This is a genomic window from Corynebacterium sp. LK31, assembly GCF_014335015.1.
In the GTDB taxonomy this organism is placed as follows: Bacteria; Actinomycetota; Actinomycetes; order Mycobacteriales; family Mycobacteriaceae; genus Corynebacterium; species Corynebacterium jeikeium_D.
Genome location: NZ_PDGW01000030.1, coordinates 1 through 13,261, shown reverse-complemented (window position 1 = coordinate 13,261; position 13,261 = coordinate 1). Strand labels below are relative to the sequence as shown.

General features: G+C 57.6%; 14 protein-coding genes. All 14 read right to left on the bottom strand.

The features are described from left to right. Positions 1–47 precede the first annotated feature (47 nt). Positions 48–2,498, bottom strand: coding sequence for an ATP-dependent DNA helicase RecG (locus CRD18_RS10975; RefSeq protein ID WP_187406790.1), 2,451 nt, complete (start codon positions 2,496–2,498; stop codon positions 48–50). 41 nt (positions 2,499–2,539) lie between these two features. Beyond that, positions 2,540–2,947, bottom strand: coding sequence for a hypothetical protein (locus CRD18_RS10970; protein WP_187406789.1), 408 nt, complete (start codon positions 2,945–2,947; stop codon positions 2,540–2,542). Next, a complete protein-coding gene (locus tag CRD18_RS10965; protein ID WP_187406788.1) occupies positions 2,944–4,485 on the bottom strand; it encodes a MinD/ParA family protein in 1,542 nt (513 codons plus the stop codon). The genes CRD18_RS10970 and CRD18_RS10965 overlap by 4 nt, the downstream gene beginning before the upstream one ends. A 147-nt stretch (positions 4,486–4,632) precedes the next feature. Then, complete coding sequence (locus CRD18_RS10960) at positions 4,633–5,049, bottom strand: hypothetical protein (RefSeq protein ID WP_187406787.1); 417 nt, start codon at positions 5,047–5,049, stop codon at positions 4,633–4,635. A gap of 58 nt (positions 5,050–5,107) precedes the next feature. Next, positions 5,108–6,202 carry a ParA family protein gene (locus tag CRD18_RS10955; protein ID WP_187406786.1) on the bottom strand — a complete coding sequence of 365 codons (1,095 nt, stop codon included), beginning with the start codon at positions 6,200–6,202 and terminating at the stop codon, positions 5,108–5,110. A 298-nt stretch (positions 6,203–6,500) separates the two neighbouring features. Further along, positions 6,501–6,818, bottom strand: a complete 318-nt coding sequence (locus CRD18_RS10950) for a hypothetical protein (protein ID WP_187406785.1) — start codon at positions 6,816–6,818, stop codon at positions 6,501–6,503. 428 nt (positions 6,819–7,246) lie between these two features. Further along, positions 7,247–7,540 (bottom strand): hypothetical protein, encoded by a 294-nt coding sequence (locus CRD18_RS10945; RefSeq protein WP_187406784.1) that lies wholly within the window; start codon positions 7,538–7,540, stop codon positions 7,247–7,249. Positions 7,541–7,778: 238 nt separating this feature from the next. Then, positions 7,779–8,267: a hypothetical protein gene (locus CRD18_RS10940; protein WP_187406783.1), complete on the bottom strand. Its 489-nt coding sequence runs from the start codon at positions 8,265–8,267 to the stop codon at positions 7,779–7,781. Between the two features lie 135 nt (positions 8,268–8,402). Then, complete coding sequence (locus tag CRD18_RS10935) at positions 8,403–9,422, bottom strand: DUF4192 family protein (protein WP_187406782.1); 1,020 nt, start codon at positions 9,420–9,422, stop codon at positions 8,403–8,405. A gap of 275 nt (positions 9,423–9,697) precedes the next feature. Then, positions 9,698–10,078 (bottom strand): hypothetical protein, encoded by a 381-nt coding sequence (locus CRD18_RS10930; protein ID WP_187406781.1) that lies wholly within the window; start codon positions 10,076–10,078, stop codon positions 9,698–9,700. A gap of 176 nt (positions 10,079–10,254) precedes the next feature. After that, complete coding sequence (locus CRD18_RS10925) at positions 10,255–10,569, bottom strand: hypothetical protein (RefSeq protein WP_187406780.1); 315 nt, start codon at positions 10,567–10,569, stop codon at positions 10,255–10,257. A 283-nt stretch (positions 10,570–10,852) separates the two neighbouring features. Next, positions 10,853–11,248, bottom strand: coding sequence for a hypothetical protein (locus CRD18_RS10920; protein ID WP_187406779.1), 396 nt, complete (start codon positions 11,246–11,248; stop codon positions 10,853–10,855). A 102-nt stretch (positions 11,249–11,350) separates the two neighbouring features. Continuing rightward, positions 11,351–11,974 (bottom strand): hypothetical protein, encoded by a 624-nt coding sequence (locus tag CRD18_RS10915; protein WP_187406778.1) that lies wholly within the window; start codon positions 11,972–11,974, stop codon positions 11,351–11,353. A 77-nt stretch (positions 11,975–12,051) separates the two neighbouring features. After that, positions 12,052–12,309: a helix-turn-helix domain-containing protein gene (locus CRD18_RS10910; RefSeq protein ID WP_242458719.1), complete on the bottom strand. Its 258-nt coding sequence runs from the start codon at positions 12,307–12,309 to the stop codon at positions 12,052–12,054. Positions 12,310–13,261: the final 952 nt, after the last annotated feature.

Sequence of the window (13,261 nt, the reverse complement as noted above, 5' to 3'; positions counted from 1 at the left end):
CGGACAGTGCACTACCCGGTAGCGTGATACCAGGCTCCCACCAGCGGCTACGAGCGGCTCAAGTACTCCGCTCGATCCCCCAACGCAATCTCGACCTCAGTGCGCAACAATGTATGACGCGAAAGCAGTGCATCTCTAGCCAGTAGCGCCTGTGCCTGTTGGCGAGCCTGCAGATGGATTCCCTCGTCGGCAATCAAATCGGCAACCACCAAGCCAGACTGCTTTCCAGCCTGAACTGTCGAAATCAAACTTCCTGGCCCACGAATCTCCAAATCCATTGCCGATAACGCGAATCCATCATCCGTAGACACCATTGCCCGCATCCGAGCTGCCCCGTCTCCATTCGCTTGACCAACTAGCCAGCACTGCCCAGGCCACCGACCTCGACCGACACGGCCACGAAGTTGATGCAGCTGCGCGAGCCCAAACTTCGCGGCATCCAAGATCACCATCACGGTCGCGTTCGGCACTGACACGCCGACCTCAATAACCGTCGTAGCGACAAGAACGTCTGTCTCTCCAGCAGTAAACCTCTGCATTCGCTCAGCTCGATCTTTGGGCTTGAGCTTGCCATGCACCACATCGACACTCAGGCCGGCCAAAGCTCCTTGCGTTAGAAGCTGCGCGACATCATCGGCAGCAGCAGCCATCTTCGTCTCCGACGTCTTGCCGCTGGAAGACTTCACCAAGGGGCACACGATAAAAGCCTGATGTCCTCCTCGAACTTGCTCACGCACTGCCTGCCAGCAGGGCGCGTATTCATCGAGTGGGTCACCGTTTTCCACCCATGTTGTCTCAATGGGGCTTCGCCCTGGAGGTTTTTCATCGAGGATGGAAAGCGTCATGTCCCCAAACTCCGTGATAGCCGCAGTACGTGGAATCGGTGTCGCGGTTGCCTGCAGCATATCCGGCATTTTGCCGTCATCTCCACGACCAGCCAGTGCAGCTCGCTGGTCAACTCCGAAACGATGCTGTTCATCGACCACGACGCACCCCAGGCGCTTGTACGCAACACTGTCCATCAGTAGTGAGTGTGTTCCCACCGCAATATTGGAAGCTCCACTAGCCAAATCAGCTAAGACGTCACGACGCTTTCGTGGAAGATGCGCCGAAACAAGCAAGTCAACCTGAACGCCCAGCGGTTCTAGCGCTTCGGCAAGCTCAGCATGATGCTGGCGGGCCAGAATCTCTGACGGTGCGACGATAACTGCCTGACGTCCACCTTCAACGACGCTGAGGGCAGTAGCAGTAATCACTGCAGTCTTGCCGGCGCCGACATCTCCTTGCAGCAGGCGGTTCATAGGCGCTGCGGATGCCAGATCGTTGCGAATCTCTCGGATGGCCCGCTGCTGCGCCCCGGTGAGACCAAATGGAAGATTGGCTTGCCACTGCTGTACCAGTTGGTCAGGGCAATGATGGGCAATCCCCTGGGAGTTCTTCTGGGTGTTGGCAACGACACCGATCGCCAGCTGAAGACGGAACAGTTCGTCAAAAGCTAACCTGTCACGTCCCCTGTTGGCCTCCTCGGCCGACTGTGGAACATGCAGCGCTCGAAGTGCATCAATCCTGCTGGGAATGCCCAATGATTGTCGGACCTCAACAGGGATGGGGTCGCTTAAATGAGGGATGCGGCGCAGGGCGGCGACAGCAAGCCGCTGGATGAGCCAGGTCGATACCTTGTTCTTCTGCGACTGCGGGTAAATCGGCACCCACGGAGCCGTAGAGTCTTCCAACGTTTCAATGATCGGAGAGCTTATTGTCGGCCGATTATTGAACTCCCCAATGTCTCCATGCACGATGACACGATCACCGCGGCGAAAACGCTTCGACATCCACGGCGCCTGGAAAAACATCACACTGATCGACGCATTGGCATCGCCAACTGAAATCCGGCAGTACTGGGTCGGCCCGTAGGATGTTTGGATAGTGCGCACATTGCCGACGAAGGTTGCCGCCTTCATGCCCGGCTGAAGTGCGGAAATAGGGAGAAGTTCAGTGCGGTTGAGATAGCGAAGCGGAACACGCATCAGAACGTCCCACACAGTGTCCACCGAGCTGGCCGCAAGGTTTTCCAACTGGGTTGGCGATGCTACGTCAAGCTCGCTGACGCTGATGCCGCGAAGAGAGTCGAGTGTTCCATCGAAGTCCAATGGCGTGCCGACCGGCTTGAGAATCTCCGACGCATCCTGCAGGGAGGAAACTTCGCTAGGTGTCACGTCCCTCGGCTGGCATCCAGAGGCGCGGCCACCAATCGTTCCCGGCGCCGGCGCATCCGGGGGTGGCGCCGGCAACATCGCAACATCAATGCCCAGTTGCGCTGCAGTCGAAGAGTGCGCCGCAATGTCGGTGACCAACTGGAGCTGCAACAAGGCAGGCCACTGTGCACGCTGAACTGCGGCATCCAGTGCTGGCGTCGTAATTCCATGTCGCACCAGCACGGTGGCGGCATCGCGAAGCCTGCTGCAGTCAACAACAGACAAAGAAAGAAGCGGATTCATACTCTCAGCTCGAACGATCGGAGAAAATGTACGACCTTAAGCTAATCGGCCAGCAATTCGCCCTGGCCTACATCCGGCTGCTCGGTATCCTCACCATCGGTCTCGCGCTCACTCTCGACAGGAGGAGCGTCCTGCTCGGTAGGCTCGGAAGCTTCAGATCTGGAAGAAGACACCGGAGGTACACCTGACGGGGCAGCCGGGTCAGCGGTGACAGTCACAGGCGCTGGAGCTGGAATATTGTCCCGTCCCACCTTCCAACCAGCGAAGAAACTGCCCGCCACCGCGATAGCGCACGCCAGTACGCTGAGAACAATCTGTAGTCGGCGTTGTCCTGGCCGATAACGAACGGAAACGCGAGGTGGCTCTAGTTCGGGGGCAGGCTGCGGCGGAGCTTCGGCGAAATCGAAGTCATCATTGAACCCGTCGAGCCTGCCTCCGTATCCGCTCATCGACCTCCATCCTTAAATGAGTTCGATGCAGCAACCTTCGAAGCAAGGTCAATTCCTGCAGCTCGCGTCGCCTCCGACACCTCGGACAGTTCCACTCCCCTGCCGCCTTCTAGAGCCTGGTCGAACGGCAGCGTCACGACTGCGCGGGCGATGCTGGAAAAGAACTCCTCAACCTTGCCGACATCCACATTCGATCGTGGTGACCTGGAGTTGACCACGACCACCATGTCTTCAACCAAGTGCGCGTAGCGACCATTCCAGTATCCATCAGCGGAAGCCAGATCGTTGGCTGTCTTGGTTGCTGCTCGCATTCCGTCGGCGCCTTCGCTAACTAGCAGGAGCAGATCGGTTTCATCGAGCACGGCTTCCATGAGCTCGCCTGTGACGCCTTGGGCACAGTCGGTGATAATGACCTGGTAGAACGTGCGCAGAGCTTTCATTACTTCGCGGTATTCATCCCCCGTCAGACGCTGTGCTCCAATCACGGAGGGGTCAGACCCTAGAACTTCGAGGCCGGAGTCGGATTGCGACGTGTGCTCGCGAATATGCGAGTAACGAGACACCAAGGGAAGCTGTTCAATTAGCGAGCGAATGGTGCCGTTGTTCTCATTTCGACAGCGGTCGATAAGTTCGCCGCCTTCCGGCGTGGCGTCTACGGCAATGACACGATCGTTTCGTTGGGAAGAAAAGGTCTTGCCCAGCAAATCGGCCGTAACGGTCTTGCCGACACCGCCCTTGACGTTGACTACGGAAATATTGAAGCTTCCGGTGAGGTTGCGCCGAATAAAACGTAGCTCGTCAGTGGTTGGCCCTTTGGCTTTCTTGGCTGGGAAAAATCCTGTAAGGCGCTCAATGAAACTCTTGCGCTCAGGGGTTGGAAGATCCGGGGAGGCGTAGTTGTGGTTGGCAACGCGCTTGCCGGTGGTAACCCCAGCGATTCGGTCATCGAGCTTGTCTGCAGGCTCGGCAGCGCCTGCATCGGTCTCTAACTCGAATGCCGGTCGCGAGGCAATGGCGCTCACGGAAGCCTTGGCTGCAATCCGACGTGTTGGCTCTGCAATTGTCGGAGCTTCGGCAACCTCAGTCGATTGCTCTGCTGAAAAGTCATCAAACTCGTCGAAGGTGGAGTCAAACTCCTGGTCAAAAGCAGTATCGAAATCTGCATCATCATCCGTAGCGTCGATGCCAATGTTCGCCTTGTTGCTTTCCTCGGAGGTGACCGCACCAGCTTCAAGCTCGGAGGCCGCATCAAAGTCCGCAGGAGCCGGAACGGCCTGTAGGTGACTGCGCCGGCGTGTCTCAAAGCGGCGACGCGGAGAACGCCGTGCCTGCGGCGGCTCTTCACGCGACGGCTGTGAAACCTCGCGGTCGCGCACAGAATCGACGCGCACCTCAGGCACGGCAGTGTCACTGTCGAAATCGAAGGGGGATTCATCGTCAGAATCGACATCCCCGAAGCTGTACGCATCGTGGGCTTGATCGTCACTGCGTCCCCGGTACTCGATTCGCCGCTCGCCGAAGAGATCGTCGGAACTCATGTGTCCGCCTCCTTGGAGTATTCGTTAGCAAGTTGCCTACAGTGTGACACCTGCCCGCTTCCCTACTTCTGGACACAAAAAAGACGCGAGCCCTGCGCTAACCGTGCACAGAGCTCGCGTCATAACTCAAGGAGGGGCGAGTAGAGCCTACTCGCGTAACCCTAGATACGCCCACAGGCGTGCGTATTCGTCAGGAGATGCCGTCTCCAACAGCGACACATAGCAGCTCAAAGCGGCATTAATCACGTCCGATTGACTGGGCTTGCGAGTGTCAGGGAACTTCGTGGAAAAAATATCAATCTGTTCGCTGACGCGCTCTTTTAGCGCCGACGAAATGCGCACGGACGTTGGCGATGTCTTCATTGTGTGCGGCCGCATCCGCAGCACGTCCATCAGATCCAGTTCGTTTGGGGAAGGCTGAGTGCGTGGGGATGGCTCGGCCGCCGCGGGGGCTGGAGTTGCCATCGGCGCAGGCGCCTGTGTCACGTCCCCTGCGGCCTCCTCCGCAGCCGCCGGAGTCTTCTTCGCCGCGGGCTTCGGGGAAGAAGAAGCAAATGCTTTCACTGGAGCCCCAGCTTGCCGGTTAGTAGTAAGCCCGTCTGCGGGCTGAGTCTTTTTGCGCCTAGTTGCCATCGTTTTCCACCAACTTCATAAACTTTTCGGAGAGAATCGCCGACTTCCACCGGTCGCGAATCTTTTTGCTAGTAATTTGCAGCTTCTTGACCTGCGACTCTAACGCCGACTTCATCCCCTCGACGTCGTAGAGCTCTTCTTCGTTCGCCTCGTTGATTTCCTCAAGAATCGACAGCGCAATGCGGGCAAACGCTGGCGGGATAGTACCTGCATCGCGAATTTCGCCCTGGGTCTCGGTCATCCGCTGGATAGGAACGCCAATATTGACGGCCTTACGCATCGCAGATCGTTCCTCGATGCCAGGAGCAAAAAGACGCATCTCATTGCCTTCGTTGGACTGCAGCCAACGCTCAGTTTCTTCCAGCACTTCCTTGCCAGGAGTGCGGCGACCGGGCTGGCCTGGGTCAATCTGTGTTGGAATGGCGCCTAAGGTGTTCAAGTAGGCATTTGCATCGGGTGAGTTATCAATCCAGCGGTCAATGTTGTCATCAATGGCTTGAATACCTTGCAGTGCGAGGTACTCGGGTTTTGCTGGGTAAACCACGTTGGCTGCAGCGTTGAGCACTGAATTGACGATTGTGGGTGAGGACGTTCCCGGCATATCCACGATGATGACGTCAACAGAGTGGAACGCCTCGGCGTTGAGAGCACGAGCAAGTCGCATTTCCTCAACCGAGCCTGGTTTTTCCATCTCTCGGGAAAACTCGCTTTGGCGGGCAGTGTCAGCCGGGGCAGGAATTAAAATGGTCTGCCCTCCTTCGATGAGTGCCCCGCCCTTTTGCCACGAAACGCCACTAGGAGCCGTCCAACCGGGAACCATGATTGCGGCATCTTGGGGTTCTATTTCTCCCTTGATGACTTCAAGACTCGATGGCTGTCCTTCGCCAGCGTAAGACTTCATCAGGGAAGTGAATCCGCCCAGGCTGTCAGTGTCGATGCACAGAACGGTGAGTCCGTAGCGAGTGAACTCGTATGCGAGGTGTGCTGCCAATGTGGTCTTGCTCGCACCACCCTTTGCCGAAGGGATGACGAGGGTTCGCTTTCGTAGCGGAGTTAGTAGACCTCCGGTTTTTCTCCTAGCCATGCGTTTTCCTTTTAGTGCGGTGTGGCGAATACTGCGGCAAAGGTGTGGTGATTCTGCTCAGTAATCGCGTTGTTTTTGGTTTCTACGTGCCACGGTAACACACTGGCGATGCCGCTGGGGAGCAAGGTGATTCATGGGTTACGCAGCACTATTAAGTCATTGACTACAGTCTGACTACGAATGTAATTAGTAAGTCACTACGCCCGTAGTCTGAAATGCACTACAGGTGTAGTGATATGTAACTACGGGCGTAGTTAATAACTTCTGTAGGTGTCAATGGTGATCGGCTACTCCCCGCTTATGCCGCCTGCCGGTGGGTCATGTACTGCTGCATCCAGGCTGGAATGAAGTCTTCTGCGTAAGGATGCCCCTTCATTGCCTGCATCTCGCACGCGATGGCATGGCGAGCAAGGCTATCCACTCCGGCAAACAGAACGAGGGAGAAGCTCACGCAAGCGAAACCAGCTACGGTCAGCAGACTAACGAACGAGCCGTTGGGTGACGGACTGAGGATGTTGGTAAACAATGCGGTAACGCATAGGGTTCCGATGGTCACGACTGTCGCCGCAGTGAGAGTGCGGCGGTAGATCGCTGAAGCGTTGCGATGGAGTGGCATGGAAAGTTCCTTTCGGTGTGGTGTGAGCACAATGGCGAGCTCTGCATGGTGCGATGTCGATTTTGCTGTATTGGCTTGTTAGGCTGGCCGGAAAAAGATAAACAACTACGCATGTAGTCAGTCAGTGACTACAGATGTAGTGGTGAAGTAACTACTGCTGTAGTGTCCGGCATTGACATCATTTTGGTTCTATGTGTAGCGGTGTGCGACCAGGGAAAAGGTGCTACACGCTGGGGCGAGTTCGACAGTCACTTCTCGGAAAGGGGCTATAGGCTACAAACGTAGTAAATCGACAACTACGTGTGTAGTGGACGAATGACTACGTGTGTAGTTGCTATGTCTTCTCTGCCTTAACGTGAAGGTGGACAGCTAACGGACGGCCTTAGAATTGCCCGCAGTCACTTTGCGTGACTACGGGCACCGTTTGTCTACTCGCCGGTGATATGAACCTCGATGTGGCTGTCGTTGATGACGGTCGTTGGGAACATCTTGGTCAAGATAGACATGGATTCTCCGGCGTGGTCAGTGGTGGTAAACCACTCCTCTTGCAAGTAATTCATTTCGGCCGGGGCAATCTGAAGCTCTGCAATAACCGAATTGAGCTCCCATACCGCCCCCTCGTCGGTGAAGTTTTCGACGAAGATGAGAGTGTCAATCGCGAGCTCTCGCACCTTGGCAATGAACTCCTGAGTTAGATCTGCGGTAGTAGTGCTACTGGTCATGGTGGCTCCTTTGTCGAAGTGTGTGCCGTTGCTGTCGATAGCACAATCGCATGAGCCGACGAGCGCCTGGCCGAGGCGGCAACTACGGACGTAGCCAGAAAGGGACTACACAAGTAGTAGAAGCAGCACTACGCTTGTAGTTAATCGCTAACTACAGAAGTAGTAAGCCAGGTCAAATGGGTTAAACGCTCCAGAGATGGACAGTGTGAGCCTCTGGAAAGAATCACTGTCGCTGCGGTTAGTCATCATCTCCGGCAATAGAGTCGCCCGGCTCCGAAGAGGGCTCGGAGTCAGTCGAAGGGGAACCGTTCACCAAGTCCTCTAGGTCTTCAGCTGAGGGCAGCACCTCTGCCTCGTTGACCCACCACTGCGTCTGTAGCTTCTCTGGTCGATCAGCGCGACCACGCTCACGCCAGCGGTTAATTGTATTGGGGCTAGTGCCAATAGCGGTCGCAGCGGTACGCAGGGAAGTGTCATAGACAGCCGTGGACTGCACAGCAGCGTCTTGGGCAAGCGCTCGCAGTCCCTGGGAAGCCACGTTCGCGGCCTCAGCAAAGCGCAGCATAGACTCGGCAGATCCATCGGAGTTTCTTGCCTCTGCAATGGCTGCAGACGCGATTTCAGCCGTCTCCTCGCACTCTGCTGCTAAATCCTGCAAGAACTCGCGAATAAGCATGGCGCGCGCGTCGTTGAGCTTCGATTGAAAGTCGTAGGTTGGATTATCCATTGTGGCCTCCTGATTGCAGATGTCCCTACTATCGTCGCACTCGCCCGCGACCCTGCCGAGAATTGATGCCAGGCGGACAGTAGTGGCAGGAAAAGTCAAAAGCACCCCGGCTTGGCCGGGGTGCCGGGGCGGGGCTTACTCGGATTGCCCTAGCAGGTCATCGGTAGCGCTCTTGATGCTCGCTAGTGCCAACGGCGTAATACCACCGGCCATAGCGGTAACTAGCAGACCCGTTAGGCTATTGGCTTCGTTGGCGCAGTATGCCAGACGCATTGCACGAATCGCCATTGTCGTATCCTCGTTGACTAGTGCATGGATGGTTAGTGCAGCGTAGGCGTTAGCGCGCATGTTGCCGGTAAATAGGGATGCGCACGCTGACCAAAAAGCAATCTGACGTTCGGAAAATGCCTTGTCGAACAACGGCGCTAATGCGACATCACGCATCTGGGCGTACTTGCAGACCTCCGCAGCGCAGTGAATGCGCTCGGGCGCTGCAAGTAGGTACTCAATTACGTCGCGTGTGCATGGTTGGGCGTCGAGGTCGTTGAGAATATCCATGTAGGTGGCGTAACAGCCAGCCACAGCCGGTGGTAGGGGCTTGTTTTCAGAGCACTCGCGCGATTTGGGTGCGTGATAAACGGACTCGGCAACCTTGTGCGCCTGTGCTGCCTGTGTGCTGGTGACAGTGGTGGGGAGTAGCAGCAGGTCATGCATACTCCACTGAGTTTCGACCGTGTTTGTCCAGTTCTTGCCACAGTGACCAACGGGCGCGCCGTCGAGCGACCTGACTGCCTTGCCGTGATTGATAGATTCCGCACGGTAAGAGCCGTCAAAGCTCACGCCGTTTTGAGACAAGGCTTCTTCGATGTGTGTGGAGATTTGCGAGACCTGGCCATTGTCTAGGCGTGGGGCGACCCACACAATTGCCATAGACAGGCAGGGGCGGGAAGCCAGGTCGTAGACCTTATTGGCCACCGCGTTGGCCACCACTGGGAATGCCGTGGTGTCTGGAATCGACACAATGCCCTTGTGAAGCTTGGTGCCAGCGCCGTCGAATGCGAGCGCGGTGACAACCGCAGAAGGTGTGTTCGGGGCGAGTGGAGCCCATTCAGGTAGTTGGGGCAGAGTTTCAGCGAGTGCGGAAAAGTGTGGCATGGAAACCAACTCCTAGGTCGGAAGTGAACGTGACATGTGCAGTGTCGCAACCGTCGAGAGAGACCTGGCCGAAACAAAAAGTAATAGACACTACGCATGTAGTCACGTCATGACTACATGCGTAGTAGTGCAGGTAAAACGGTCAACTTCCAGTTGGATTCTGATTGTCTAGGAGCGGACAGTAGTGGAGGGAATCGCCCCACTTTCTGACTAAGCGGACAGTGGCAGGGTGTAAGTAAGGAAACGGGCGAGATTGGGTGTCTCGCCCGGAACGGTTAGGCGTGTGGTGTTGGTCGCAGCAGTGCGTTGGACTGAATAGCTACTTGAGCGATTGCGTCACGCTCTTCGGCGGATTGGCTCTGATGGATAAAATCGCGCGCCATTTGATGAACAAGGGTGCATTCCGGCGCTGACAGGTGCGGGTTACGGCAGACGCGAGCAAGCCCTTTCCACATGGCAAGGCGCTGTCGTGGGGTTGCCGTGGGAAGTTCCGCTAGGCAGCGGTAGATGTGATTGGTCATGGCATCGGGGTAGACGGCGGGATCGTCGCTAATAGCCCGATATGCCAGGATGACGGCGGTTATAGCCAGCGCCATAAGCACGAGTGTGGCGGCAATGGCGATAGCGCCAGAATGGTCGATTAAGGCGGCGTGCATAATGCGCTCCTTATGTCGTGTGGTGTGCATGGTGTACGGGAAAGCTACGCTATGTGCGTTTCCCTGCAATGAGCATCGCTGATGTGGCGGGCGTGCTGGCCGACTTGAGAAGGCCGGGCGGACAGTTACAGAGGGAGTGGGGCATAAGGCGCTGGCGGTGGCCTTATGCGGAGCGGCTACTTTCGGGCGGTCTGTTTTGTCCGGTGGGCTGTGGTTGGGTATCGGCGGGTATTTGCGCGCCGTTGGGGCCGGTAGGTGGGAATGAACTCACGTTCTGAGCGGGTGGCGATACGAGAGTTCTTCAAGGTGGCAAGGTGGGCGCGTCCCGTCTCGGCGGTGGCGTCATCGTCGCTGTGTGCGAGTTCTATTGCCCACTGGTAGCGGGCAAACCATTCTTTGCGGCGGTCGGAGCGTTCCTTTTGGGCGATAGCAAGGAGTCCGGTGATAGCGCCGATAAGGGCAATTGCTGCGCCGAAGAGTTGAAGTGTCATGGTGGTGTCTCCTGTCTGTTGCCGCCCGTGCGTTACATGTTTAATTATTGTGTAACGATGTAGCGGTGTGGCCAACTCTGTGCCACTAAAGGGGAACGGCGTTACCCCTTGGGTGAGAAACCCCAGTTCCGACGCTGTGCCCACCGAAGCGATGGCGGACAGTGTGCTACCTGGTAGCGCTACCGCAATGACGGGCGGACAGTTACAACACGTAACAGTGGGGTAAGAAAAAACCGCCGACCGGCACTAACGCCGGGGCGGTGAAGCTGTACTGGGGTGCTGACTACCTCGCAGAAGCGTGGACTGCGCCTAGTAGCGACTCGATGGCATCAATGGCATTGCGTTCCGTCCCGTTGTCCGGGGCCGCGGTGCGAATAGTGCTGCGCAGCGCTCGGTTCAGGTCGCCATCGGCGGCAATAGCACGGCGGGTGGACGCCTTCGACAGAGATTGGCGAATGACCTCCCAGCCCGCCATGCGCGTATCGAAGTGAGTAGACGAGGCGGCAATGATGCCGCGCAGAACATTACTGGTCGAGCGTTCCTTGTCGTTTTTGCGGACAACGCGGGCGCTGTAGATGACGAATGCCAGGCACAGTCCGACGATAACGAGCGCAGCGCCAAGCTGATAGTTCAGCGTGATCTCGGACTCGTGGTGCGGGTGGGCAAGAATCAAGCTCATGGAAAGCCTTTCGTGACAACGTGGATGTGGTGAAGGTGTCGAGTTGAAACTCGATGGAGTAAGTAGAGCAGACGCCCGCTTTCCGCAGGGGTGGACAGTGCACTACCCGGTAGCGTCGGTTGCGGTGCGCACGGCATCGCAAGCGCAGGTTATTGCGTCATCGTCGCTGGCATTGGGGTTGCTGGTAGCTAAGGCGCACAGGGCATGGAAGGCGGCGGTGGTGCAGGACTGGGCAATGGCGCTAAGGGTGCTGACAATGACGGTGGCGTAGGTTCCCTCTGCAAGCATCTGTTGGCGCCGCTCGGCGGTGACGGCCTGCAACGCGGCGTCAATGGCATCACCCACGCGAGGAGTATTCCACCACTGGGTGACTACGGGCGGGGCGGCGGAGAGGTCATCGTCGGCGAGGGAGCAGCGCTTGAGGGGGGCGGCGATGTCTGGCACAGATCGGTCAACTCCTGCGGCGGTGGCGCGCGAGCCGTGGACGTTGAGGCGCAGGACGGCCGAGGAGCGGTTAATACCGCCGAGTGCTTGGCAGATGTGTGCCCACGGGACTCCTTCAGCGCGGGCGACGGCGATAGCGTCGGCGGTTTCTCGCTGGCGCTGTCGGTAAGTAGCTTGGGCTTGCTGCTCGATGTTGAGAGCGCGGCGGACGTTGGCGGTGGCATCGCTGTGGGCTTGCTGGCGCAGGGAGCGCTGCTCTGCGGTATTGACGAGGCGTGCCATTGGCGAAAGTCTCCTTTTGTGAAAACGGGGTAGTGGATGCGTGGTGGCACTCACAGTAAGGCACGCCCGCTGCCCGACTAGGGCAATAGCGATGGGGGAGTCAGGACAATCTTGCGGCTGCCGTCGGCAGTCTCGGCGGTGACAACGAGACGGAAGCCAAGGGCTGTGAAATAGCGACTGAGGGTGTCTAGATGGAGGCGGTCGAGGCGTCCGTGTTCGATCTGGGAAATGCGGTTTTGCGCGATCGACATTTTGGCTGCGACGGCAGCTTGGGTGAGGCCAGCTGCTTCGCGGAGTGCGCGGAGTTCGGAGGCGTGTTCAGTGCGTGGATTCATCGTGCATCCTTTGGTGGATTGTCCGTCCTATGCATTTTGTCAGCAAAATCGAGGCGATGTCAGGAGGCGAGAGACCTGATAGTGGACAGTCACGCCCCATTCTTGGTGATGGGTGTTGGTAATACCAGACATGCTCTCGCTTGGCAGTGCGGCGTGCTGTGTCGCAGTGGAGAAGCGATCCCGCCACCAATGCGGCAGTGTATGGCGTGCCACACACACCACACGCCACGCCCCGGCACCACACACCACCCGCAACCACAGCCCGCGCGGCGACTGAGCGCAAGCCACCACGGCGCCTGAGTGGTCGCCCCAGTGGCGACAGAACGCCCCTAGAAACCAGAAGAACCCCACGAGGGAAAACCTCACCCCACAGCCAAAGAAGGGGGGCAGACAAGTCGAGAAACCACCGACTGAAGCACAGCGCAGCGCGACCAAGCCCGCTGCAAGCGCGGGGGCAGCGGGGGCAGCAGCCCCCGCAAAAACAGCCATGTGCAGGAAAAAGGAAACGACGTTCAAACCCGTGCATAATGGCAGTCAAAAATCACCGACAAAGAAAGGAAAAGACAGTGCTCGCAGCCATCGCAATCGGCATCGCAATCCTCGTATTCTGCATACTCCGCATCACAATCGCCAGACGGCGAAGAGAAGAAAAAGACCGACAGGAAGCCATCGAAAGAACCAACGCCTACCTCGACGAGTACGAAGCCCGATACGGATTCAACCCCTACAACGACCCTCGCTGACCGCCGTCGTTGCGTGCGGTGACCATGTAGGGGTCGTTCGGGGTCACTCCGGCCCTGGGGGCCGGCGTAACCCCGTTGGGTCATGTGGTTGGGGTTGGTGGGGTGCGCCTGGCTCACTGTGTTGGTGTGGGTGGTTTTGGTGCGGGGTAGTCAGGTGTATGGGGAAGGGGAGTGCCTTGGTGGTGCCCTGCCGCGGGGCTGGTCTGCTG